This is a genomic window from Stenotrophomonas sp. TWI377, from assembly GCF_039674525.1.
Lineage (GTDB): Bacteria > Pseudomonadota > Gammaproteobacteria > Xanthomonadales > Xanthomonadaceae > Stenotrophomonas.
In genome coordinates this window covers 142,064-166,366 of the sequence record NZ_JBDJNT010000007.1, presented here as the reverse complement: position 1 = coordinate 166,366, position 24,303 = coordinate 142,064, and the positions used below count along the sequence as shown (strand labels likewise).

Genomic DNA, 24,303 nt, shown 5'->3' with positions numbered 1-24,303 from the left:
CTCCTGCAGCATCCGAACGGCGTGCAATGCCGGCCAGCGGCCGGCACTACCGTTCATGGTGTGATGCCGGCCAGCGGCCGGCACTACCGTTCATGGTGTGATGCCGGCCAGCGGCCGGCACTACCGTTGATGGGATGATGCCGGCCAGCGGCCGGCACTACCCGATCGCGGGCAGCAACCCGTCAGCGCAGGATCCGGAACCGCACCTGCGTCCACGCACCATCGGCGGCCAGCGCGGTCAGCGTGTGCTCACCCACCTCGTCGAAATCGCGCTGGAACAGCCGCGCGCCTTCAGTGCGGGCGATCCAGCGGTCATCCAGCAGCCAATCCACGGTCGTTTCATTGCCCAGTGCACGCAGTTGCAGGCGAACGCCGCGCTCGGCATTCGGCGCGCGTGCGAGGGTGGCGCGGTCGTTGAGCCCCTCGATATGCAGCGTCCCACCACTCTCTCGACCATCGTCGCTGCAGTCCGGGGACAACGCAGGCAACTGCGAGGCCTGACGCTGCGCGTGCGGCAACCACGGCGACAACAGCGCCGGCCAGCGCGCGATCTCACGCGACTCCGCCGCATGCGGTCGGCTGCACTCCGGCGACAGCCGCAGCCCCGTGCGCGCATCCACCTGGAACCGCTGCAGACCCGGCTGCCACAGCCGCGCCTCGCGCTCGGCGAAGGTCGGCGGCACCGCCCCATCGAGCACGAACGCCGGCATCCGCCGCTGGCACAGCGCGGGCGCCATCTGCTCGGCCAGACCACCGGTCGGCCAGCAGATATCGGCCTGCGCCACGCTCGCCGGCATCGGCGCCGCACGGGCATCGCCGGCCTGGCGCGGCAGACTGTCGACCACCTCGAACATCAGCGGCAACGCGGTGACCGCGCCGTACTGCCCGGGCAGCGGCGTGCCATCCGGGCGCCCCACCCACACACCTACCGTGTAATGGCGCGTCGTGCCGATCGCCCAGGCATCGCGGTAGCCGTAGCTGGTGCCGGTCTTCCAGGCCACACGCGGGCGCCCGGTGACATCGAAGGTGCCGGTGCCGTAGCCCGGGCGGGGATTGGACTCGAGCACCTCGCGGGTGATCCACGCCGCGCCGGGGGACATCAGGCGGCGCTCGATCACCGCATCCCCGGCGGTATAACGCACCCGCCCGGCGATACCGTTGCGGTTGAACGCGGCGAAGGTGCCGACCAGATCCTCCAGCCGCGCGCCGGTGCCGCCGAGAATCAGCGAGAGATTGGGCGCACTGCCGTGCGGAAAGCGCAGATTGATGCCCGCATGCGACAGGCGTGCCGCGAAGCGCGCCGAGCCGACGCGATCCAGCAGGTCCACCGCCGGCACATTGAGTGACAACCGCAGCGCCGTGGCGGCACTGACCGGCCCGTTGAAGGCCGCATCGAAGTTGCCCGGCCGATACCCGCCGAAGCTCTGCGGCGCATCCACCATCAGGCTTTCCGAATGGATCAGGCCATCATCCAGCGCCATGCCGTACAGGAACGGTTTCAGCGTTGAGCCCGGTGAGCGCCACGCCTGCACCATGTCCACATGGCCGAGCCGCTGTTTGTCGCCGAACGCCACCGAACCGACGTAGGCACGTGCCTCCAGTGTGCGGTTGTCCACCACCAGCAACGCCGCCGAGGTGCGCTCGGGCAGCTGTGAAAAGTAGGACGACACACGCTCTTCCAGCGTGCGCTGCAGGCCGATATCCAGCGTGCTCTCGATCCGCGCCGCCCGCGGCTGCGCCGAGCGCAGGCGCTGCGCCAACAACGCCGCATGCAGCGGGGGCTGCAGGGCGCGGGTGACCACCGGCTCGATGCGCGCATCGTCGACCTCCTCGCGTGACCACACACCGAGTGACACCATGCGTTCGAGCACCTTGTCACGCGCCCGCTGTGCCGCCTCCGGATGGCGGTCCGGACGCAACCGGCTGGGCGACTGCGGCAGCACCGCCAGCAACGCCGCCTCGGCATGCGACAACTGCGAGGCTGGCTTGCCCAGATAGGCCCAGCTCGCCGCCTCCACGCCTTCGATGGTGCCCCCATAGGGCGCACGTTCCAGATACAGCGCCAGGATCTGCGCCTTGCTCAGGTGCAGTTCCAGCTGCACCGCGCGCAGCAGCTGCTTGGCTTTGCCCCACGGCGTGCGCGTATGCGGATCGAGGATTCGCGCAACCTGCATGGTCAGCGTTGAACCACCGGAGACGATCCGCTGCTCGAACAGCCATTGCTTGCCCGCGCGCAGCAGGCCCCACGGGTTGATGCCGGGATGCCGCCAGAACCAGCGGTCTTCGTAGTTCAGCAGCGCCTGCAGATACAGCGGCGAGACGCTGTCGGCGGAGGCCGGGTAGCGCCACACCCCGTCCGCATCGGCGAACGCACGCAGCGGCGTGCCATCGCGCGCAACGACCAGGGTACTGGTGTCGCGTTGCCTGGGCAGCGGCGGCGGGAACGCGAGGTCCAGCACCAGCAGCAGTGTGAGCAGCGCCGCCGTTCCCCAGCGCAGGCAGGGCAGCACGTTGCGTCGCACGGATGCCCACGACCGTTTGGAAAAAAGAGACATCATGTCCATTCAGCAGGCGGGCCGTCATCGCGACGGCCCGCCCTGCGATCAGGGCTGCACCACGGTCAGCGAGGCCGGGAGGCTGCGCCCCACCCCGCGCAGGTCGGGACGGTACATGTCCTCCACCAGCGGCGGCGGCACGCGGTAGGTGCCCGGCGTGACCGCACGCACCAGATAGAACACCTTGGCAGTGCTGCCCCGCGAGAGTTTCAGCGCGGCCACATAGCGGTCATCGCGGAACTCCTCGTGCTTGATGTTGGCCGCATCGCCGCGGTCGTTGACGCTCAACCCGTCGACCACCACATCGGCCCACTGCTTGGCATCGCCCAGGTTGAAGTTCTCGATCTCCAGCCCGGCCGGGAGCAGATCGGTCAGCAGCGCATCGGGCATGTCCACGTTCGGGGTGACGCTGACCCGCACGATCAGGGCCTCGCCTTCCTTCAGCGGACGCGGCGTCCACGGCTTGCCATCAGTGGTGTACCAGCTGCGCTCCACGCCGAGCGTGCGGCTGTCCGGCTCCGGCGGGTTGCGCGGAATGCCGGCCACTTCCAGGCTGGCGAACATCGGCGGCTCCCCCTGCGGGGTGAAGCGCACGCCCTTGGCCAGCGCGGCGTAGTCGACGCTGCGGCCGAACATGCGGCGTGCCGAGATGCTCTCGCTCTCGCCCCCCACCACCAGTTCGCCCGAGACCAGCTTGGTCTGGTTGGCCGACAGCGCCTTGCCCATGCGCGCCAGCGCCACCTGCTCCTGGGTGCTCAGCCACATCCAGCCACTGTTGCGGCGGGCGTCCAGCGCGCGACCGAGATCGACCGCGCGTGCATCGTAGGCCGGCTTGGACAGCTTGCGTTCGTGCAGCAGCGCGATCATCAATGCGTCATCGCGCACCGCGCTGCCGTAATCGCCGAAGTAGGCCGGACGGTCGTCCGCGCTCTTGGCGAAGCCGGCGGCAATGGCCGCATCGCCGCGCTTGTGATCGCCCTGCAGGGACAGCGCGATGCCCAGGTGCACCAGCGACAGGCCGGTCAGCGACTTGCTGCGTTCGTTGTCGTACAGCGCGCGCAGGGTACCCAGCGGCGCGCGGTTGACCCGGGCCAGCACGTAGCCCGAATACGCCTGGTTGGCGAACTTCAGGTTCTCGCGGCGGTCCTCGCCGTAGAACTGGTTGCCACCGGACAGCAGGTCTTCACTCAGGCGGTTCAGCGCTTTCTGCAGCACGTTGTCCGGTACGGCGAAGCCGGCGTCCTTGGCGTCGAGCAGGAACTCGGCGATATACGGCGTCAGCCACGGATTGATGTAGCCGTCGTCGCCCCACATCGAGAAGTTGCCGTTGGCGACCTGCATCGAGGCCAGGCGGCCGAAGGCACCTTCCATGCGCTCGCGGCGGGTCTTGGCATCCAGCCCGTCTGCACCCAGCATGGCCGAGGTCGCTTCATCCAGCATCAGCGCGGCATAGCCCTTGCTGGTGGTCTGCTCGGCGCAGCCATACGGATAGTTGAGCGCGCCATTCAAGGCACTGGCGAACGGAATCGGCGGCAGCGCGCTGACCAGCATGCGTGCGGTCACCGAGTCGTTCATCAGACCATCGGCCAGGCCGGCGTCCATCGTGACGGCGGCCAGCGGATCCAGCGTGCGGGTCTGTGCGCGCAGCACCTGCGGCCACGCCGCGCGCACCGGCAGGTCATAGCGGCGATCGACCTTGAAGCCGTTGCCGTCCACGCGCACGCGGACCTTGGCTACCGTGTAGCCCTCGCGCGCGGTCAGCGGGAAGCTCAGCGTGCTCTTGGCGTCGGCGTTGAGCTTGAGCGTGCGGCTGGCGTCGCCCAGGGTCAGCGGCCCGATGCCATCGACCTGCACCTTGAACTCGCCCGGCGTGCCGGTGAAGTTCTGCACATCCAGGGTGACCGTGCTGGTATCCCCGGGCGCCATCACGCGCGGCATGCTGGCTTCGGCCAGGATCGGCGCGCGCACCACGGTCTCCACATCGCGCTTGCCGTACTGGTCATCGGCGTACACCAGCGCCGAGACGCGCAGGGTGCCGTTGAAATCCGGCACCTTCAGCGCGATCCGCGCGATGCCCTTGGCATCGAGTTTCACCGGGCCGGAGAACAGGTCCACCGTCTGCACCCGCGCGGTCGGGCGCTTGGCCTGCGGCATCGCGGCCAGCGCCATGTCGCCACCGAACTTCAGCTTGCCGCTGCTGCCGTCGAAGCTTTCGATCACGCGGCTGTAGATGTCATACGCATCCACGCCCAGACGACGCTGCGCGAAGAAGTGCGCAGCGGCATCGGGCACCGGGAAGCGGGTGATGTTGAGGATGCCCACATCCACCGCCGAGACCGTCACATGCGCGACCTTGCCGGCCAGCTGTGGGGCACTGACGGTGACCGGCAGCGTCTGCTCCGGGCGCATCTGCTTCGGTGCCACCAGGCCGACCGCGATCTGCCGCGCCTTGCGGTCCATCGGCACATGCACCACGCCGACCGCACGGGCCGGGGTGATCTTGCTCGGGGCACTGCCGCCACGGAACACCAGCGCGGTGATGTAGACGTCGTGGCGTTCCCATTCGGCGGTGACCGGAATGTCGTAGGTGCTGCCCGGCTTGGCGTCGATATCCTGGACGTAGAGCATCTTGTCGCTCTCGACCATCAGCACGCCCTTGCCGGCATGCGGCGGGGTCACGGTGACGCGCACGGTATCGCCGGCCTTGTAGCCGGTCTTGTCCAGCGCCAGCTTGACCTTGTCCGGGCGTGCATCCAGGCCGCGGTTGTCGTCGTTCCAGCTCCAGCCGGCGTTGAACGGATAGCGGCTGGTCAGCCCGGTGGCCGGATCGAACACGTCCAGCCGGTACTCGCCCCACTCCACCGGGACATCAACGCCGACCGCCGCACTGCCGGCATCGACGGTGCGGGTGTCCTTGTTCTCGAAGCGGCGGGTGAAGTCGTAATCCCAGCGGTTGTCGTTGAAGGTCCAGTGGTAATCGCGCAGCTCGCGCACCAGCGTGACCTTCAGGCCCTTGGCCGGCTGCGGCTTGCCCGCCGCGTCCACGCGCATCAGTTCGAAGCGCGCGTTGCTGTTGGCATCCGCGCCATCCTTGGGATCAAACAACGGGCGCACACCGACCAGCGCGGCGGCCGGCCACATCACCCGCTTCAGGGTGCGGGTCACGGTGCGGCCACCGGTTTCATACACGCTGCCGGAGAGCACCACGGCGATCGGTGCGGTCGGCTTGACCTCCGCCGGCAGCTCCACGTCCTGGCGCAGTTTGCCGTCGGCCGGGAATTCGGTATCGATGACGTCACGCGCCTCGCGCGGCAGCGCGGTGGTCGGGTCGCCGAAGAAGTAGCCCGGCAGCGACTCGACCGGCGACTGCTCGGCCGCCACGGCCAACCGTGCGGTGAAGCGGTTGCCGTCGGCCGGCGCGCCGTACAGATACGCGGCATCGGCCTGCAGCTTGAGCGGCTCGCCCGGCTTGAGCGTCTTCTGCACGCTGTCCAGGTCCAGCTTCATGCGCTCGGGCAGGAACTCCTCGATCCGCAGGGTCATACCCTGGATCGCTTCCTTGCTGGCCGGGTTGGTGCGGAACTCCACCTGCCAGCGCCCGGTCGGGGCCTCGGCGGGGATCAGCTGCTCGAAGCTGAAGTAACCCTGCTCGCCCGGGGTCAGGCGGGTCTCGCGGAAGGTCTTGCCGTCCGGCTGCTTCAGGCGCAGGAAGACGGGCTGCGGCTTTACCGGCTTGCCGTCGTTGTCGCGCAGCAGTGCGGAAATGCGCACGGTCTCGCCGGGACGGTACAGGTCGCGGCCCGACCAGGTGAACACGTCGAACCAGGCGTTGTCGCGCCCGGCCACGGCGAACTCGCTCAGGTCCAGCGCGGGCTGGTTGAACGGCAGCATCGAGGTATCGCCGCCACTGCTGGCGATCAGCACATGGCTGGCATCCAACGTGTAATTGAGCAGCGCATTGCCGTTGCCGTCGGTTGCGCCCTTGAGCACCACCTCACCCTTGCCATCGAGGATGCGCAGCTCGATCTTCTTCAGCGACGCCCCGCTCTGCAGCGAGGCGGTGTGCACGAACAGCTTGTCCTTGTAGGCACGCGTATGCAGGCCGATGTCGCTGACGGTGAAGAAGGCGGTGTCGTACTCGCCTTCGAACGAACCGCTGCGCTTCATCACCGCGAAATACAGGCCGGGCTGCTGCAGCTCCTTGATGTCCTGGGTCGGCAGGTAGGTGAGCACGCGCTCGTTCTGCTTGCCGCCGATCACGAAGCGGTTGACGTACACCGGCTCGGCCAACTGCGACATCGGCGTCTTGTCGCCGTAGTCGCTGTCCAGCTCCCAGCTGCCGCGGCGCCCGCCGCGCTGGTACTGGCTGAAGAAGTTCGGCAGTTCCTTCTCGCGCACGCGCAGGAACTCCACGTCCACTTCCGGCACGTTGACCGAGACCACCGGCAGGCCGCGGCTGTCCTTGGCGGGCAGCACGCTGCCCTGCGAGGCGAACCCGGCCACCGGCTTGAGCTCGCCGGTGAAGACCTTCTGGCGCAGCTCCTTGCCGATCCGGCTGCCATCGGCGGCGAGCAGATCGGGCGAAACGATCAGCGAATATTCCTTGGCCGCCTCCACGAACGGATAGCGCAGGGTCTTGCCGTCATCGGACAGCGACCAGCTGCTGTCCTCGGTGCCGACCTTCTCGGCGAAGCGGACCAGTGCATCGAAATCCTGGGTGCCGACCAGCGGGCGCGAGAACTCCAGCGCCAGCGACAGGCCGTCGCTCTTCTGATCGGGGTAGGCCCGGACCAGGGTGAACTCGGTGACCGCCTCGGCCTTGGCCGTGATCGGCGCGCCGGACGGGGCTGGTAGCTGGCCGCTGTCGTTGCGCTTGCAACCCCCGACGCCGATGGCCAGGCCGGCGACCAGCGCCAGGCCCGCGATTCCCTTCCAGCTCCACTGCCCGAACCGACTGCGGCTAGCCATGACGTCACTCCTTGAACAAGGCGGCCAGTATACGGGCCGTCCCCGTCCGTTCGCGGGCGACCCCGGGCGATCCGGGCGTCATGGGTGACCGGCAGGGCCACCGCCAAGGGCAGCCGCCAAGAGCCATCGCTAAGGGCAGCCGACCAACGGTCGGCTCTACCCGGCGACGTAGAGGTCGACGTACTCGTGCACCGGCATCGCTTCCAGCGCGACCGGGTCCAGCGACGCCTCGATGATCCGGCGCTGCTGCACGGTCGGGAACACCCCGGCCAGGTGCCGGCGGAACTTGTCCTCCAGCAGCGGGATGCCCTCGGCCCGGCGCCGGGCGTGGCCCAGCGGGTACTCGACCACGGCCTCCATCGTGCTGCCATCGGCGAAGGTCACGTGCAGCGCGTTGGCGATGCTGCGCTTGTCCGGGTCCAGGTAGTCGGCCGTGAACTGCGGCTCTTCCACGCAGGTGATCGTCGCCCGCAGCGGATCGATGCGCGGATCGGCCGCCACGTCGTCCTCGTAGTCCTCGGCAACCAGCCGGCCGAAGATCAGGCCGATCGCCACCATGTACTGCACGCAGTGATCGCGGTCGGCCGGGTTATGCAGCGGGCCGGGTTTGTCGATGATGCGCAGGCAGGCCTGCTGGGTGCGCAGGGTGATCTGCGCGATGTCTTCGCTGCGTTTGCCGCTGGCGCGCATCTGCGCATGCACCTGCATCGCCGCTTCGACCGCCGTCTGGCCATGGAACTCGGCCGGATAGCTGATCTTGAACAGCACGTTCTCCATCACGTAGCTGCCGTACGGCCGCTGGAAGCGGAACGGCTGCCCGCCGAAGGAGACATCGTAGAAGCCCCAGGTCGGCGCGGTCAGCGCGCTGGGATAGCCCATCTCACCGGCCGCGGCCATCAGCGACAGGCGCACCGCACGGCTGGTGGCATCACCGGCCGCCCAGCTCTTGCGCGAGCCGGTGTTGGGCGCGTGCCGGTAGGTGCGCAGCGACTGCCCATCCACCCAGGCCAGCGACAGCGCATTGAGCATGCGCTCACGATCCAGACCAAGCAGGTGTGACACCACCGCGGTGGAGGCGACCTTGACCAGCACCACATGATCCAGCCCGACCCGGTTGAACGCATTCTCCAACGCCAGGCAACCCTGGATTTCATGCGCCTTGATCATCGCCTCCAGCACATCGCGCATGGTCAGTGGCGCCCGGCGCAGCGCCTCGGCATTGCGGCTGAGCCAGTCGGCGGTAGCCAGGATGCCGCCGAGGTTGTCGGAGGGATGCCCCCACTCCGCGGCCAGCCAGGTGTCGTTGAAATCCAGCCAGCGGATCATCGCGCCGATGTTGAAGGCGCCCTGCACCGGATCCAGCTCGAAGCGCGTCCCTGGCACCCGGGCGCCGTTGATCACCTGCATGCCGGGCACCAGCGGCCCGAGCAGCTTGCTGCAGGCCGGGAACGATAGCGCCGCCAACCCGCAGCCCAGCGTATCGATCAGGCAGTGCCGCGCGGTGGTGTACGCCAGCGGCGAGCTGACCGGGTAGTCGCGGACGTAATCGACGATGTCGGTCAGGACCGTGTCCCATGGCGGGCGCTGGTTGCTGTGGCTGTCATGACCGGACATCGCGATTCTCCTGTTGGGACTTACAAGGTGGTGGCAGGCACCCTTACCGCACCGTCCATCAAGACGCGGGCACTGCGGCTCATGATGGCCTTGGTGACCGTCCACTGACCGTCAACGAGCGCCGCCTGCGCGCCCACGCGCAACGTGCCGGAGGGATGACCGAAGCTCACCGATTCACGCTCACCGCCACCGGCGGCCAGGTTCACCAGCGTGCCCGGGATCGCGGCGGCAGTGCCGATGGCGACTGCGGCGGTGCCCATCATCGCGTGGTGCAGCTTGCCCATGGACAGCGCGCGCGCGTGCAGGTCGATCTCGCCCGCGGCGATCTGCTTGCCACTGGAGGACACGTAGTCCTGCGCCGGGGCGACGAAGGCGACCTTCGGTGTGTGCTGACGGGTCGCGGCCTGCTCGATGGTCTCGATCAGCCCCATGCGCACCGCGCCGTGCGCGCGGATCGCTTCGAAACGCGCCAGGGCGGCCTTGTCCTCGTTGATCGCCGGCTGCAGTTCGGTGCCGGTGTAGCCCAGATCAGCCGCGTTGAGGAAGATGGTGGGAATGCCGGCGGTGATCATCGTGGCCTGGAAGCTGCCCACGCCGGGCACGTCGAGCGTGTCGACCAGATTACCGGTCGGGAACATCGCCCCGCCCTCGCCATCATCGGAGGGATCCAGGAACTCCAGCTGGATCTCCGCGGCCGGGAAGGTCACGCCATCGAGGTCGAAATCGCCGTCCTCCTGCACCTGGCCCTCCACGATCGGCACGTGCGCCAGGATGGTCTTGCCGATGTTGGCCTGCCAGATCCGCACGGTGCACAGGCCGTTGTGCGGAATCCGCGCCGGATCGATCATTCCGTTGCTGATCGCGAACGGGCCCACCGCCGTGCTGAGGTTGCCGCAGTTGCCACTCCAGTCGACAAATGCCGTCTCGATCGCCACCTGGCCGTACAGATAATCCACGTCGTGCTCCGGCACCGACGGCGTGGAGATGATCACGCACTTGCTGGTGCTGGAGGTCGCGCCGCCCATGCCATCGGTGTGCTTGGCATACGGGTCGGGCGAGCCGATCACGCGCATCAGCAGCGCATCGCGGGCCGGGCCCGGCACCTGCGCGGCGGCAGGCAGGTCGCTCAGCTTGAAGAACACACCCTTGCTGGTGCCACCGCGCAGGTAGGTGGCCGGAATGCGGAGCTGGGGGAGAAACGCCATATCGAAGTCCTGATGGAAAGACGGCCCGTTGCCGGGCCGTCGTGATGCGGGTGGGATCAGGCGACCTGCGCCGATTCCAGGAAGTCCTGGGCGAACCGCTGCAGCACGCCGCCGGCCTCGTAGATCGAGACCTCTTCGGCGGTATCCAGCCGGCAGGTGACCGGCACCCGCAGCTGTTCACCGTTGCGGCGATGGATGACCAGGCTCAGCTCGGCGCGCGGCACGCGGTCGCCAAGCACATCGAAGGTTTCGGTGCCATCGATGCCCAGGGTCTTGCGGTTGACGCCTTCCTTGAACTCCAGCGGCAGCACGCCCATGCCGATCAGGTTGGTGCGGTGGATGCGCTCGAAGCCTTCGGCGGCGATCGCTTCCACACCGGCCAGACGCACGCCCTTGGCGGCCCAGTCACGCGAGCTGCCCTGGCCGTAATCGGCACCGGCGATGATGATCAGCGGCTGCTTGCGGCCCATGTAGGTTTCGATCGCTTCCCACATGCGGGTGACCTGGCCTTCCGGCTCCACGCGCGCCAGCGAGCCCTGCGTGACCTGGCCATCGATCACGGCCATTTCATTGATCAGCTTCGGGTTGGCGAACGTCGCGCGCTGCGCGGTGAGGTGGTCACCGCGGTGGGTCGCATAGGAATTGAAGTCTTCCTCGGGCAGGCCCATCTTCGCCAGGTACTCGCCGGCCGCGCTGCTGGCCATGATCGCGTTCGACGGCGAAAGGTGGTCGGTGGTGATGTTGTCGCCGAGCACGGCCAGCGGTCGCATGCCGGTCAGGCTGCGGGCACCGGCAAGCGCGCCTTCCCAGTAAGGCGGGCGGCGGATGTAGGTGCTCTGCGGGCGCCAGTCGTACAGCGGGCTGATCGGGGCGCCGTGCTCCACCTTGAAGGTGAACATCGGGTCGTAGACCTTGCGGAACTGTTCCGGCTTGACGCAGGCCTTGACCACCGCGTCGATCTCGGCATCGCTCGGCCACAGATCCTTCAGCGTGATCGCGTTGCCGTCGGCATCATGGCCGAGCGCATCCTTTTCAATATCGAAGCGCACCGTGCCAGCGATCGCATAGGCCACCACCAGCGGCGGCGAGGCCAGGAAGGCCTGCTTGGCGTACGGGTGGATGCGGCCGTCGAAGTTGCGGTTGCCCGAGAGCACGGCGGTGGCATACAGGTCGCGATCGATCACTTCCTGCTGGATCTTCGGGTCCAGCGCGCCGCTCATGCCGTTGCAGGTGGTGCAGGCAAAGGCCACGATGCCAAAGCCCATCTGCTCCAGTTCGGTCAGCAGGCCGGCTTCTTCCAGATACAGCTGCACGGCCTTGGAACCGGGCGCCAGCGAGCTCTTCACCCACGGCTTGCGGGTCAGGCCGGCGCGGTTGGCGTTGCGCGCCAGCAATGCCGCGGAGATCACGTTGCGCGGGTTGCTGGTGTTGGTGCAGCTGGTGATCGCGGCGATGATCACCGCGCCATCGGGCATCAGGCCATCGGCCTGTTCCTGCCTGCCCGAGGCCAGCTTGCCTTCATCGGCGATGCCGCGCGCAGCCAGGTCGGTCGTCGCCACACGCTTGTGCGGGTTGGACGGGCCGGCCATGTTGCGCACCACGGTGGAGAGGTCGAACTGCAGCACGCGCTCGTACTGCGCGGTGGCCAGGTCGTCGGCCCACAGGCCGGTGGCCTTGGCGTAGGTTTCCACCAGCGCGACCTGGGCATCTTCGCGGCCGGTCAGGCGCAGGTAGTCCAGGGTCTGCTGGTCGATGTAGAACATCGCCGCGGTGGCGCCGAACTCCGGCGTCATGTTGGAGATGGTGGCGCGGTCACCGATGGTCAGCGCGTTGGCGCCCTCCCCGTAGAACTCGATCCACGCCCCCACCACGCGCTCCTTGCGCAGGAACTCGGTCAGCGCCAGCACCACGTCGGTGCAGGTGATGCCCGGCTGCGGTCGGCCGGTCAGCTCCACGCCGATGATGTCGGGCAGGCGCATCCAGGACGCACGGCCGAGCATGACGCTCTCCGCTTCCAGGCCGCCCACGCCGATCGCGATAACCCCCAGCGCGTCCACATGCGGGGTATGGCTGTCGGTGCCGACGCAGGTATCCGGGAAGGCCACGCCCTCGCGCACCTGCACGACCGGCGACATCTTCTCCAGATTGATCTGGTGCATGATCCCGTTGCCCGGCGGAATCACGTCGACGTTCTTGAACGCCTTCTTGGTCCAGTTGATGAAGTGGAACCGGTCTTCATTGCGGCGGTCCTCGACGGCGCGGTTCTTCTCGAACGCGGCCTTGTCGAAGCCGGGGAATTCCACCGCCAGCGAGTGATCCACGATCAGCTGGGTCGGCACTACCGGATTGATCTGCGCCGGGTCACCGCCGGCATCGGCGATGGCATCGCGCAGGCCGGCCAGATCGACCAGGGCGGTCTGGCCGAGAATGTCATGGCACACCACGCGGGCCGGGAACCACGGGAAATCCAGGTCCTGGCGGCGCTCGATCAGCTGCCGCAGTGACGCATCCAGGGTGGCCGGGTCGCAGCGGCGCACCAGGTTTTCGGCCAGCACGCGCGAGGTATACGGCAGCGTGGCATAGGCGCCGGGCTGGAGCGCGTCGACCGCGGCCCGGGTATCGAAATAGTCCAGCGCGGTGCCGGGAAGGTTCTTGCGGTACTGAGTATTCATGGCTGGCGATAGCTGCTTGTTGGCGGGCCGGGGCGTCGTGACACCGGCGAAGAAGGAGTAGCGACGCCGCAACGGAGCAGACCGGCATCGCGCCGGCCTGGTCCGCAAGGCACCCGCGAACGGGTGCGGTACGTCTGTCTTACTTGCGCTGGTCGATCGGCACGAAGGCCTGGTCTTCCGGGCCGGTGTAGTTCGCACTCGGGCGGATGATCTTGCCGTCGATGCGCTGCTCGATGATGTGCGCGCTCCAACCGGAGGTGCGCGCGATCACGAACAACGGAGTGAACATCGCCGTCGGCACGCCCATCATGTGGTAGCTGACCGCGCTGAACCAGTCCAGGTTCGGGAACATCTTCTTGATATCCCACATCACCGATTCCAGGCGCTCGGCGATGTCGTACATCTTGACGTTCTGCTGCTCGGCGGACAGGTCCCGTGCCACGTCCTTGATGATGCTGTTGCGCGGATCGCTGACGGTGTAGACCGGGTGGCCGAAACCGATCACGACTTCCTTGCGCTCCACGCGGGCCTTGATGTCGGCCTCGGCATCGTCGGGGCTGTCGTAGCGCTTCTGCACTTCGAAGGCCACTTCATTGGCGCCGCCGTGCTTGGGACCGCGCAGTGCACCGATGCCGCCGGTGATCGCGCTGTACATGTCGCTGCCGGTGCCGGCGATGACGCGGCAGGCGAAGGTCGAGGCGTTGAACTCGTGCTCGGCGTACAGGATCAGCGAGGTATGCATCGCCTTGACCCACGAATCCTGCGGCTTCTCGCCGTGCAGCAGGTGCAGGAAGTGGCCACCGATGGAGTCATCATCGGTTTCCACGTCGATCGCACGACCGTTGTGGCTCCAGTGGTACCAGTACAGCAGCATCGAACCCAGGCAGGCCATCAGCTTGTCGGCGATATCGCGCGCGCCGGGATGGTTGTGGTCGTCCTTCTCCGGCGACACGCAGCCGAGCACGGAGACGCCGGTACGCATCACGTCCATCGGGTGCGCCGACGGCGGCAGTTCTTCCAGCGCGGCCTTGACCGCGGCCGGGATGCCACGCAGCGACTTCAGCTTGGTCTTGTAGGCGACCAGCTCGGCGCGGGTCGGCAGCTTGCCATGGACCAGCAGATGCGCGATTTCCTCGAACTCGCTGGTGTTGGCCAGATCGGCGATGTCATACCCGCGGTAATGCAGGTCGTTGCCGCTGCGGCCGACGGTGCACAGCGCGGTGTTGCCGGCGGCGGTGCCCGACAGGGCGACGGATTTCTTCGGCTTGAAGCCGGGGGCGGTAGTGGTGTCGCTCATGATCCCTCCAGAAAACAGTGTGCGGTCTTACTTCTTGGCGGCGAACAACGCATCGAGCTGCTGCTCGAAGGCGTGGTAACCGATACGGTCGTAGAGTTCCTCGCGGGTCTGCATCGCCTCCACCACATTACGCTGGTGGCCCTCGCGGCGGATGATCTCATACACGTTCTCTGCCGCCTTGTTGGCAGCGCGGAACGCGGACAGCGGGAACAGCTGGATGGCGACGCCGGCCGAGGCCAGCTCGTCGCGGCTGAACAGCGGCGTGGCGCCGAACTCGGTGATGTTGGCCAGCACCGGCACCTTCACCGCATCGACGAAGCGGCGGTAGGTATCCAGATCGTAGGCGGCCTCGGCGAAGATGCCATCGGCACCGGCCTCGACGCAGGCGATGGCGCGTTCGATCGCGGCATCCACGCCATCGACCTGGATGGCATCGGTGCGTGCGATCAGGAAGAAGTCCGGATCGGTCTTGGCATCGGCGGCGGCCTTGACCCGGTCCACCATCTCGCCCTGCGACACGATCTCCTTGCCCGGGCGGTGACCGCAGCGCTTGGCGCCGACCTGGTCTTCGATATGGCAGGCGGCCGCGCCGGCCTTGATCAGCGACTTGACCGTACGCGCGATGTTGAACGCGCTCGGACCGAAACCGGTGTCGATATCCACCATCAGCGGCAGGTCGCACACATCGGTGATACGTCGCACGTCGATCAGCACGTCTTCCAGCGTATTGATGCCCAGGTCCGGCAGGCCCAGCGAGCCGGCCGCGACGCCGCCGCCGGAGAGGTAGATCGCCCGGTAGCCGGCGCGCTTGGCCAGCAGCGCGTGGTTGGCGTTGATCGCGCCGATCACCTGCAACGGCGATTCGGCGGCCAGTGCGGCGCGGAAACGGGCGCCAGCGGAAGAAACGGGGGTGCTCATGCGACATTCCATCGTGATTGACCCATTGATAGGCGCAAAGGCCGTGCCAGGTGACAAGTGTCTGATTTCATTGAGGCAGCGAGGTGACTGCGACGTTTCACCTTGAAACATTGAAACATCTGTAACATGGCTGAAACTGAACCATTGAAACAGCCTCATGTCGATCAGCCTGCCCCGCCACCGCGCCCGCCTGTCCGATCCCGATGCCGGCCAACTGCCGGTGATCTGGACCGTCAGCGTGTCGCGCCTGACCGGACTGCTGGGGGATGTGATTCCCGAGTTCGACCGCCGCGCCCGCATCGTGCCGATCAACCTTGGTTTCGAGGAGGCAGTGGATGTCATCGGCCAGCGCCTGCGCCGCGAACACTGCGATGTGGTGATCGCCGGTGGTTCGAACGCGGCCTACCTGCGCAGCCGGCTGGAGGTGCCGCTGGTCCCGATCCAGGCCAATGGCTTCGATCTGATGGAAGCGCTGGCGCGCGCGCGCCGGATCGCCCCGCGGATCGGTCTGGTCACGCATGCCACCGACGTGCCGACGTTCGGCAGCTTCCAGCACAGCTTCGGGCTGGACATCGAGCACCGCCGCTTCGTCACCCGTGAGGATGCGCGCGACTGCATCGCCGATCTACGTGCCAACGGCATCGAGGTGATCGTCGGCACCGGCATGGCGATCGACCATGCCGAGCAGGTCGGCCTGCCCGGGGTGCTGCTGTACTCGGCCGATTCGGTGCGGCAAGCCTTCGAACATGCCTTGGAGCTGACCCAGACCCTGGCCCGTTCCGGGGCATCGTCACTGCGGCGGCGGGCACCGGCCAAGCGCCGGGATGCCGACCACGCCCTGCTCGGTGACAGCGCGCCGATGCAGCAGGTGCGCGAGCACATCGCGCTGTACGCCCCGTACGACAGCACCGTGCTGGTGACCGGCGCGACCGGCACCGGCAAGGAGCTGGTGGCGCGGCAACTGCATACCGCCAGCGGCCGCCGGGGCCGTTTCGTCGCGCTGAACTGCGGGGCGATCAGCGAGTCACTGCTGGAAGCCGAGCTGTTCGGTTACAACGAAGGCGCCTTCACCGGCGCACGTCGTGGCGGTCGTGTCGGTCTGGTCGAAGCCGCCGAGGGCGGCACCTTGTTCCTCGATGAAATCGGCGAACTTCCGCTGCCGTTGCAGACCCGGCTGCTGCGGGTACTGGAAGAGCGCGAAGTGCTGCGCGTGGGCGCTACCGAGCCGACGCCGGTGGACGTCCGCGTGGTCGCGGCCACGCTGCAGACGCTGGAATCGCTGGTGGACACACAACGCTTCCGCCGCGATCTGTACTACCGCCTGGCCGCGCTGCGCATCGCGCTGCCGACGCTGCGCGACCGGCGCGCGGATGTGCCCTTGCTGGTGAGCCACTTCTTCCGGCAGCTCGCGGATACGGATTCGCCGCTCTCGCCGGAGGCGCTCGCGCGGCTGCGCGACTACGCCTGGCCGGGCAACGTGCGTGAGCTGCGCAACATGGTCGATCGCCTGCGCATCCACTGGCAGCAACAGCCGGGCGCGCTGACGTTGCCGCAGATGCTGCAGTGGTTGCCGGAACTGCACGCGGCGCAGCGGCCACTGGCGGTTCCAGGCGGCGGCATCCCGGCAGCCCTCACTGCTGCCTCGACGGCGCGACCGGATGCGACCGCGCTGCGGCGGTTGCTGGCCGACTGCGGCGGCAACCGCGAGCAGGCGTGCGCGCTGCTGGGCGTATCGCGGACAACGCTGTGGCGGTGGCTGCGCGAGGGGTCGGTGGGTTGAACAGACCGCGCGTCAGCCAGCCGGATCCAGCGGCAGCCGGAAATACACCACGCGCTCGGTTTCCTCGAATCCACAGGCCCGGTGCGCCGCCTGGGCAGTCACGTCTTCAAGCCGGCTGTCGGAGGCCAGCTCACTGCAGCCCTTTGCGCGCGTCCACGCCTTGGCCGCCGCCAGCAGCGCGCGGCCCAGGCCACGTCCCTGCCAGTCCGGCTGCACGTACCAGCCTTCCAGGAAGCCGACCGGCGTGGTCTCGGTTCCGTTGACGTAGTCGTGCCGGAGCCGCACCTCGGCAAATCCGACCGCTGCATCGGCGCAGGCCAGGAAGACGGCAGCGTCGGCGTCAGCCAGGGCGTCCTGGAGCTCCCCCAGCGTCTCATCGGCATCAGGCCACAGACCCCGCCGCAGGCTTGCCCACGCCGTGGCGTCCACACGCGTCGCGTGCCGGATGACCGGCGCGGCGGCGTTCACGGGAACAACATCCGCTTGCTCCACTGCCCGTCCACACCGGTCTCATAGCACCAGCGCTCGTGCAGACGGAACTGCGCGCCGTACCAGAACTCGATCCGCTGCGGCACCACGCGCAGGCCGCTCCAGCCGTCCGGACGCGGCACGTCGCGGCCCTCGAAGCTGGCCTCGGTGGCCGCCACGCGTGCGTCGAATGCTTCGCGCGAGGCCAGCGTCTTCGATTGCAGTGACGCCCACGCGCCGATCTGGCTCATGCGCGGGCGCGAAGCGAAGTACGCATCGGCCTCGGCGTCGCTGACCTTCTCCACCCCGCCTTCGATCCGCACCTGGATGCCGGCTTCGCGCAGGCTGCGCCACAGGAACAGCAGCGCGGCGCGTGGATTGGCCTGCAGTTCACGCCCCTTGTGGCTGTCCAGATGGGTATAGAACACGAAGCCGCGCTCGTCGAACGCCTTCAGCAACACGGTCCGCGCGGAGGGCTGGCCGTTCGGGTCGGCCGTGGCCACCGTCATCGCATTCGGTTCGACTTCGCGGCTTGCCTTGGCTTCTTCGAACAGCCCGGCAAAGGTGGACAACGCTTCGGCATACAGATCGGTCATGGCGGTTTTCTTGTCACGCGGTTTGGGTTTATTGTCGCTGCATGCCTGCACCTGCGTACATGCCCCCGACGAAAGGTTTTCCGGATGCACTGGTCGCGCAGGCGCTGGACGACGCGCTGAACTGCGGCGCGGCCGTTCCAGTATTGGCGATCAGCGGCCTGCAGGGGAGCGGCAAATCGACGCTGGCGGCCCAGGTGGTCGCATTGGCGGCATCGCGCGGCCTGCGCGCGGCCATGCTCTCCATCGACGATGTGTACCTCACCCGTGCCCAGCGCCAACGTCTGGCGCGGCAGGTGCACCCGCTGCTGCTGACCCGCGGCCCGCCGGGCACCCACGATCTGGCCCTGGCCCATGCCACCTTGGACGCGGTCGCGGCCGGCGGCCCGGTCGCCCTGCCCCGTTTCGACAAACTGGCCGACGAGCGCCTGCCCGAAAAGGACTGGCCGCGCCTCGACGGCCCGCTCGACCTGCTGGTGTTCGAAGGGTGGTTCCTCGGGACCCCGGCCCAGGACGAGGCCGACCTGGATCCACCGCTCAACGCACTCGAGCGCGACGCCGATGCCGACGGCCGCTGGCGCCGCTGGTGCAATCACGCGCTCGCTCAGGACTACCCCGCGCTGTGGCAGCGTTGCGACCGGCTGTGGTTCCTGCAGCCGCCGGACTTCTCGGTGATCCCGCGCTGGCGCTGGCAGCAGGAGCAGAACCTGCAGGCCGCCCAACCCGACCGCAGCAGCATGAGCCGCGCCCAGCTGGAGCGCTTCGTGCAGTACTACGAACGGGTCAGCCGGCAGGCGCTGCGTACGTTGCCGGCGCTGGCCGATACGGTGATCGCACTGGACGAACAGCGCCGGATCGTCGCGCCGCGCTGACCGCGGCATCGACGGAAACGCAGCACTCAGCCGACCAGGAAGGTCACCCGCAGATTCACCCGCCATTCGGTGATGTTGCCCTCGCCATCGGTGACGACCTTGGTTTCATTGATCCAGGCGCCCTGGATGCCCTTGACCGTCTCGGCCACCTTCTTCAGGCCGCTGCGTACCGCGTCCTCGACGCTGGTCTTGGAGGACGCGTTGATCTCGATGATTTTGGCGACGGACATGGGGCGCTCCGGTAGCGCGCGGGAGAGTCCGCGCCGGCCCACCATGGGGGCCGGCACGTAAAGGCGATGGCACGGAGATGTTAGGATCGAGGGTAATGAATCCCGCGCCGAACCTCATCCTGATTGGCCCGATGGGCGCCGGCAAAACCTGCATCGGGCGCCGGCTGGCCGAGCGCTTCACGCTGGACTTCGTGGACGCCGACCAGGCCATCGTGGACAGCACCGGCGCCAGCATTCCGGCGATCTTCGAGCACTCCGGGGAAGCCGGCTTCCGCCAGCACGAGCGCCAGGTCCTGCATGGCCTGCTGGATGGGCACGGCCAGTTGATTTCCACTGGCGGTGGCGCGGTGTTGGACCCGGACAACCGTGCGGCGATCGCCCGCCGCGGTTTTGTGGTCTACCTGCGGGTCAGCGTGCCGGCCCAGTTGGATCGCTTGGCCCGTGACCGCGGCCGCCCGCTGTTGCAGCGCCCGGACCGCGAGCAGGTGCTGCATGAGATGGCTGCCGCCCGTGACCCGCTGTACCAGAGCCTGGCCGACCTCACCCTGGATACCGACCTCTACACGCCCGCCGAGGCCACCGCGCAGCTGGTGCTGCGCCTGGCCGCGCAGTGGCAGCGACAGGAAACACCTGAATGACCCCCGCCCCGCGTACCGTTGCCGTCAGCGGCGACACCCCCTACACCATCCACATCGGCCCGGGCCTGCTCGGCCAGGGCGAGCTGCTGGCCCGCCATGTACGCGGCCGCCATGTGCTGCTGCTCAGCGATTCCTCGGTCGCGCCGCTGTATCTGGCGAAGGTGAAATCGGCGCTGCAGGCTGCGCGCCCGGACCTGCTGATCGGGGAGCTGGTGCTGCCGGCGGGCGAAGCCTCCAAGACGCTGGCCCACTTCGGCGATGCGATCACCGCACTGGCCGCGCTCGGCGCCACCCGCGATGCCTGCGTGATGGCGCTGGGTGGCGGGGTCGCAGGCGATCTGGCCGGCTTCGCGGCCGCCTGCTGGATGCGCGGTGTCGACTGCGTGCAATTGCCAACCTCGCTGCTGGCGATGGTCGATTCCTCGGTGGGCGGCAAGACCGCGGTGGACATCCCCGAAGGCAAGAACCTGGTCGGTGCCTTCCACCCGCCGCGTGCCGTCATCGCCGATACCGCCGCCCTGCGCACGTTGCCCCCGCGCGAGCTGCGCGCCGGCCTGGCTGAAGTGATCAAGTACGGCGCGATCCGCGACCCGTTGTTCTTCCAGTGGCTGCAGGCCGAACACGCCGCGCTGCTGGCCGGTGACGGCACCGCGCTGGCCCAGGCCATCGCCCGCAGCTGCGAGCACAAGGCCGAGATCGTGGCGCGCGATCCGCTGGAAAAGGGCGAGCGCGCCCTGCTCAACCTCGGCCACACCTTCGGCCACGCGATCGAGACCGAACAGGGCTACGGCGCACCTGGCAACGACAATCTCAACCACGGCGAAGCCGTCGCGGTCGGCATGGTGCTGGCCGCCCGCCTGTCGGCCCAACTGGGCATGAGTGACGACGCCGACACCGACCAGCTGCGCGAGCTGCTGCTGCGCTATGAACTGCCGGTGGCCATTCCGGCCGGCCTGCAGCCCGAAGCGCTGCTGGCCCGGATGCGGCTGGACAAGAAGAACGTGGCCGGCCGCCTGCGCCTGGTGCTGTGGCGTGGCATCGGCCGGGCCGAAGTGGTCGGCGATGTCGACGAGGCCGACGTGCTGCGAGTGCTCGCCGCCGGCTGAGCCTGCGACGTTACGCCGCACCTGTCCCGTCGCTGACGGCCGCGTGCGGCGTTCACGGCTACAATCGGGGCATGCGCGTCTTCCTGCACCAACACGCCCGCGGTGCCGATCCGGCCCGCTATCTCCAGCTCACCCTGCAACCGGATCTGTTCGGTGGCTGGGAGCTGCTGATCGAGTCCGGCCCCATCGGCGGGCGCGGGCAGCTGCGCCGCGAGCTGTACCTGCAGGAAGACCTGGCACTGGCCGCGTTCGAGAAAGTGCGCGATGCACACCTGCACCGCGGCTACGACGTGACCTATACCAGCGGCGATCTGCCGCCCTGAGCGGCCCCCCGCCGCCCTGACCCCATTCGGCCCCGCGCCACCAGATACCAAGGATGCGTTCCGTGACCAGCCCCTCCCGCCATGATCGCCTGCTGCGCGCCCTGCGCCGCGAACCGGTGGATTGCACCCCCGTCTGGCTGATGCGCCAGGCCGGCCGTTACCTGCCCGAGTACCGCGCCACCCGCGCCAAGGCCGGCAGCTTCCTGGCGATGGCCAAGAACCCGGACATCGCTTGCGAAGTCACCCTGCAGCCGCTGCGCCGCTTCGACCTCGATGCCGCGATCCTGTTCTCGGACATCCTCACCATCCCCGACGCGATGGGCCTGGAGCTGTACTTCGTCGAAGGCGAAGGCCCGAAGTTCCGCCACCCGGTCCGCGACGCCGCCGCCATCGCCAAGCTGGCGGTGCCGGACATGGAAACCGAACTGCGCTACGTCATGGACGCCGTCCGCGTGATCCGCCGCGAACTCGATGGCAGCGTGCCCCTGATCGGTTTCTCCGGCAGCCCCTGGACGCTGGCCTGCTACATGGTGGAAGGCGGCGGCAGCAAGGACTTCGCCCGCATCAAAGCGATGGCCCTGAACGAACCGGCCGCCCTGCACCAGCTGCTCTCGGTCGTCACCGATGCTGTTATCGCCTACCTCGCCGCCCAGCGCGCGGCCGGCGCCCAGGTGCTGCAGGTGTTCGACACCTGGGGCGGCGTACTCAGCCCGACCATGTACCGCGAATTCTCCCTGCGCTACCTGACCCGCATCGCCCAGGAGCTCGAACGCGGTGAAAATGCCGAACGCACCCCGCTGATCCTGTTCGGCAAAGGCACCGGCCTGCACCTCGGCGCCCTGGCCGACACCGGCGCCGACGCCCTCGGTGTCGACTGGACGCTGGACCTCGCCGACGCCGTCGCCCGCACAGGCGGCCGCGTCGCCCTGCAGGGCAACCTCGACCCCACCACCCTGTACGGCAATCCCGCCGCCATCGAACGCGCCGCCGGCCAGGTGCTCGACAGCTACGCCCAAGGCAACGGCGGCTCGCGCGAAGGCCACGTCTTCAACCTTGGCCACGGCATGTCGCCCGACATGAATCCCGACCATGTCCAGGTGCTGGTGGAAGCTGTACACCGCTTGAGCCGACGCTGATCGCCATCGGCAGGTAGCCGGCCAGCGGCCGGCACTACCCTGGCTTGGCCGACGACGCACGCGTTCTGCATCCAGGACGCGTGAGCTCGTTTCCACCCTCGAGACGCACCACACGTGCCGTCCGCAGGCGATGGGTGCCAATCATTGCCGCGCTGCGCGCGGCCATCCACGCATGGCGTGGATCTACCCATGTCAGTCCCGGCATTACATCCATTCCAGACGAGCGACTGGTTTCCTGCATGTCCGCTCTTCCCCTGACAGCCAGACAACGGTCATGGGTGTGGCACGGGTGGGTTGGCGGGACCATGAGCGCCATGGATGGCGCGACATGAGCCTCCATGGACGGATTTACGGCGTGTCCCGCCAACCCACCCGTGCCGCACCCTCTCCGCGACACCGACCGAGCCGATGCTTCGGCTTCGGCTTCGGCTTCGGCTTCGGCTTCGGCTTCGGCTCTTGACCACACCCTGATCCCACATCGGCGATCATATCGCCCTCGTTGACGAAGGCCCGCACCATGACGACCAGCAGCTACGCCTCGATCCGGCCCCTGTTGTGGCTCGTATCGCTGGCCATCTTCATGCAGATGCTGGACTCCACCATCGTCAACACCGCATTGCCTGCCATGGCCCGCAGCCTCGGCGAAAGCCCGCTGCAGATGCAGTCCGTCGTCTTCAGCTACGCCCTGGCCGTCGCCACCTTCATCCCTGCCTCCGGCTGGATCGCCGACCGCTTCGGCACACGACGCACCTTCCTTGTCGCGATCATCCTGTTCACCCTCGGCTCGCTCGCCTGCGCGCTCGCCCAGACCCTGCACCAGCTCGTCGGCGCACGCGTCCTGCAGGGCATCGGTGGTGCCATGCTGTTGCCGGTCGGCCGCCTGGCCGTCATGCGCTCGGTGTCCCGCGAAGAATTCCTTCGCGCCATGAGTTTCATCGCCATCCCCGCCCTGATCGGCCCGCTGATCGGCCCCACCCTGGGTGGCTGGCTCGTCGAAGTCGCCTCCTGGCACTGGGTGTTCCTGATCAACCTGCCGATCGGCATCATCGGCTACGTCGCGGCGATGAAGATCATGCCGGACCACTACGCCGAACACCGCACACGCTTCGACATCGCCGGCTACCTCATGCTGGCCTTCGGCATGGTCGTACTGTCCCTCGCGCTGGACGGCATCTCCGGCATGGCCACCCCGCATGCACTGGTCATGCTCATGACCGTCGCCGGCCTGGCCGCCCTCGTCGGTTACTGGCTGCACGCCGCCAACTCCACGGCGCCGCTGTTCTCGCTCGCGCTGTTCCGCGTGCCCAGCTACCGCATCGGCATCCTCGGCAACCTGTTCTCACGTATCGGCAGCAGCGCCATGCCGCTGCTGATTCCACTGCTGTTGCAGGTCGGCATGGGCATGAGCCCGATGAATGCCGGCCTGTTGATGATCCCGGTCGCCGCGGCGGGCATGGTCTCCAAGCGGTACGCGGTCAAGCTCGTCGAGCGCTTCGGCTATCGCCGCGTGCTCATGGTCAATACCGTGCTGGTCGGCCTGGCGATGGCCAGTTTCATCTTCATGACGCCCGGCCAGCCGCTGTGGATCCGCATCATCCAGCTGGCCCTGTTCGGTGCCGTCAATTCACTGCAGTTCACGGTGATGAACACCGTGACCCTGCGCGATCTGGACCGCGACTTCGCCAGTGCCGGCAACAGTCTTCTTTCGATGGTGATGATGCTCGCAACCGGCTTTGGTGCGGCCGCTGCCGGCAGCCTGCTCGCCGCGTTCAATCATCTCGATGCTTCGCATGGCGCGACGGCTGCGCTGCACGCCACCTTCGTCTGCGTCGGCGCCATCACCCTGACCTCCACACTGATCTTCTGGCAACTGCCGGACACGCGGCCCTCGCCACGCGACGTTGAGGAAGTCGCCGAGTAACGGCGGG

General features: G+C 67.9%; 17 protein-coding genes. 7 read left to right on the top strand and 10 right to left on the bottom strand.

Features of this window, described 5'->3' with window-relative positions; translation table 11 throughout:
* Window positions 1–182 precede the first annotated feature (182 nt).
* From pbpC to prpB, 7 genes are all read right to left on the bottom strand, one after another.
* Window positions 183–2,558 (bottom strand): penicillin-binding protein 1C, encoded by a 2,376-nt coding sequence (gene pbpC, locus ABE546_RS08705; RefSeq protein ID WP_346463309.1) that lies wholly within the window; start codon window positions 2,556–2,558, stop codon window positions 183–185.
* Window positions 2,559–2,603: 45 nt separating this feature from the next.
* A complete protein-coding gene (locus tag ABE546_RS08700; protein ID WP_346463307.1) occupies window positions 2,604–7,523 on the bottom strand; it encodes an alpha-2-macroglobulin in 4,920 nt (1,639 codons plus the stop codon).
* A gap of 156 nt (window positions 7,524–7,679) precedes the next feature.
* Window positions 7,680–9,137, bottom strand: coding sequence for a bifunctional 2-methylcitrate dehydratase/aconitate hydratase (locus ABE546_RS08695; RefSeq protein ID WP_070471381.1), 1,458 nt, complete (start codon window positions 9,135–9,137; stop codon window positions 7,680–7,682).
* Window positions 9,138–9,157: 20 nt separating this feature from the next.
* On the bottom strand, window positions 9,158–10,342 hold the full coding sequence (prpF, locus tag ABE546_RS08690) for a 2-methylaconitate cis-trans isomerase PrpF (RefSeq protein ID WP_346463306.1): 1,185 nt from the start codon (window positions 10,340–10,342) through the stop codon (window positions 9,158–9,160).
* A 56-nt stretch (window positions 10,343–10,398) separates the two neighbouring features.
* Window positions 10,399–13,014 (bottom strand): Fe/S-dependent 2-methylisocitrate dehydratase AcnD, encoded by a 2,616-nt coding sequence (gene acnD, locus ABE546_RS08685; RefSeq protein ID WP_346463304.1) that lies wholly within the window; start codon window positions 13,012–13,014, stop codon window positions 10,399–10,401.
* Window positions 13,015–13,153: 139 nt separating this feature from the next.
* Window positions 13,154–14,311, bottom strand: coding sequence for a 2-methylcitrate synthase (prpC, locus tag ABE546_RS08680; protein WP_088432970.1), 1,158 nt, complete (start codon window positions 14,309–14,311; stop codon window positions 13,154–13,156).
* A 27-nt stretch (window positions 14,312–14,338) separates the two neighbouring features.
* The gene (prpB, locus tag ABE546_RS08675; RefSeq protein WP_346463302.1) at window positions 14,339–15,229 is read right to left on the bottom strand and encodes a methylisocitrate lyase; all 891 of its coding nucleotides are present in this window, start codon (window positions 15,227–15,229) and stop codon (window positions 14,339–14,341) included.
* A gap of 157 nt (window positions 15,230–15,386) precedes the next feature.
* On the opposite strand from prpB, the gene prpR reads away from it, so the two are divergent.
* Complete coding sequence (gene prpR, locus ABE546_RS08670; protein ID WP_346463300.1) at window positions 15,387–17,009, top strand: propionate catabolism operon regulatory protein PrpR; 1,623 nt, start codon at window positions 15,387–15,389, stop codon at window positions 17,007–17,009.
* Between the two features lie 12 nt (window positions 17,010–17,021).
* On the opposite strand, the gene aac(6') is transcribed toward prpR, so the two are convergent.
* On the bottom strand, window positions 17,022–17,477 hold the full coding sequence (aac(6'), locus tag ABE546_RS08665; RefSeq protein ID WP_313210945.1) for an aminoglycoside 6'-N-acetyltransferase: 456 nt from the start codon (window positions 17,475–17,477) through the stop codon (window positions 17,022–17,024).
* Window positions 17,474–18,073: a pyridoxamine 5'-phosphate oxidase gene (gene pdxH / locus ABE546_RS08660; protein WP_313210947.1), complete on the bottom strand. Its 600-nt coding sequence runs from the start codon at window positions 18,071–18,073 to the stop codon at window positions 17,474–17,476. Before pdxH ends, aac(6') begins: the two co-directional genes overlap by 4 nt.
* Window positions 18,074–18,114: 41 nt before the next feature.
* Here pdxH and ABE546_RS08655 point away from each other — a divergent pair, with 41 nt between their 5' ends.
* Window positions 18,115–18,942: a kinase gene (locus ABE546_RS08655; RefSeq protein WP_313210949.1), complete on the top strand. Its 828-nt coding sequence runs from the start codon at window positions 18,115–18,117 to the stop codon at window positions 18,940–18,942.
* 26 nt (window positions 18,943–18,968) lie between these two features.
* On the opposite strand, the gene ABE546_RS08650 is transcribed toward ABE546_RS08655, so the two are convergent.
* Entirely contained in the window at window positions 18,969–19,172 is a 204-nt protein-coding gene (locus tag ABE546_RS08650) for a dodecin family protein (RefSeq protein ID WP_123730473.1), read from the bottom strand.
* Between the two features lie 95 nt (window positions 19,173–19,267).
* On the opposite strand from ABE546_RS08650, the gene ABE546_RS08645 reads away from it, so the two are divergent.
* From ABE546_RS08645 to mdtD, 5 genes are all read left to right on the top strand, one after another.
* Window positions 19,268–19,810, top strand: a complete 543-nt coding sequence (locus tag ABE546_RS08645; protein WP_346463298.1) for a shikimate kinase — start codon at window positions 19,268–19,270, stop codon at window positions 19,808–19,810.
* Window positions 19,807–20,916, top strand: a complete 1,110-nt coding sequence (aroB, locus tag ABE546_RS08640; RefSeq protein WP_346463296.1) for a 3-dehydroquinate synthase — start codon at window positions 19,807–19,809, stop codon at window positions 20,914–20,916. The genes ABE546_RS08645 and aroB overlap by 4 nt, the downstream gene beginning before the upstream one ends.
* Window positions 20,917–20,987: 71 nt before the next feature.
* Window positions 20,988–21,239 carry a WGR domain-containing protein gene (locus ABE546_RS08635; RefSeq protein WP_346463295.1) on the top strand — a complete coding sequence of 84 codons (252 nt, stop codon included), beginning with the start codon at window positions 20,988–20,990 and terminating at the stop codon, window positions 21,237–21,239.
* 53 nt (window positions 21,240–21,292) lie between these two features.
* Window positions 21,293–22,375, top strand: coding sequence for a uroporphyrinogen decarboxylase (hemE, locus tag ABE546_RS08630; RefSeq protein ID WP_346463294.1), 1,083 nt, complete (start codon window positions 21,293–21,295; stop codon window positions 22,373–22,375).
* A 517-nt stretch (window positions 22,376–22,892) separates the two neighbouring features.
* Window positions 22,893–24,296, top strand: coding sequence for a multidrug transporter subunit MdtD (mdtD, locus tag ABE546_RS08625; RefSeq protein ID WP_346463292.1), 1,404 nt, complete (start codon window positions 22,893–22,895; stop codon window positions 24,294–24,296).
* Window positions 24,297–24,303: the final 7 nt, after the last annotated feature.

Coding starts and splice junctions, on each gene's coding strand:
- aroB (WP_346463296.1), top strand. CDS start 19,807: ATGACCCCCGCCCCGCGTACCGTTGCCGTCAGCGGCGACACCCCCTAC.
- prpC (WP_088432970.1), bottom strand. CDS start 14,311: ATGAGCGACACCACTACCGCCCCCGGCTTCAAGCCGAAGAAATCCGTC.
- ABE546_RS08635 (WP_346463295.1), top strand. CDS start 20,988: ATGCGCGTCTTCCTGCACCAACACGCCCGCGGTGCCGATCCGGCCCGC.
- pbpC (WP_346463309.1), bottom strand. CDS start 2,558: ATGATGTCTCTTTTTTCCAAACGGTCGTGGGCATCCGTGCGACGCAAC.
- ABE546_RS08700 (WP_346463307.1), bottom strand. CDS start 7,523: ATGGCTAGCCGCAGTCGGTTCGGGCAGTGGAGCTGGAAGGGAATCGCG.
- pdxH (WP_313210947.1), bottom strand. CDS start 18,073: ATGACCGATCTGTATGCCGAAGCGTTGTCCACCTTTGCCGGGCTGTTC.
- mdtD (WP_346463292.1), top strand. CDS start 22,893: ATGACGACCAGCAGCTACGCCTCGATCCGGCCCCTGTTGTGGCTCGTA.
- prpR (WP_346463300.1), top strand. CDS start 15,387: ATGTCGATCAGCCTGCCCCGCCACCGCGCCCGCCTGTCCGATCCCGAT.
- acnD (WP_346463304.1), bottom strand. CDS start 13,014: ATGAATACTCAGTACCGCAAGAACCTTCCCGGCACCGCGCTGGACTAT.
- hemE (WP_346463294.1), top strand. CDS start 21,293: ATGCGTTCCGTGACCAGCCCCTCCCGCCATGATCGCCTGCTGCGCGCC.
- ABE546_RS08645 (WP_346463298.1), top strand. CDS start 19,268: ATGAATCCCGCGCCGAACCTCATCCTGATTGGCCCGATGGGCGCCGGC.
- ABE546_RS08695 (WP_070471381.1), bottom strand. CDS start 9,137: ATGTCCGGTCATGACAGCCACAGCAACCAGCGCCCGCCATGGGACACG.
- ABE546_RS08655 (WP_313210949.1), top strand. CDS start 18,115: ATGCCTGCACCTGCGTACATGCCCCCGACGAAAGGTTTTCCGGATGCA.
- ABE546_RS08650 (WP_123730473.1), bottom strand. CDS start 19,172: ATGTCCGTCGCCAAAATCATCGAGATCAACGCGTCCTCCAAGACCAGC.
- prpB (WP_346463302.1), bottom strand. CDS start 15,229: ATGAGCACCCCCGTTTCTTCCGCTGGCGCCCGTTTCCGCGCCGCACTG.
- prpF (WP_346463306.1), bottom strand. CDS start 10,342: ATGGCGTTTCTCCCCCAGCTCCGCATTCCGGCCACCTACCTGCGCGGT.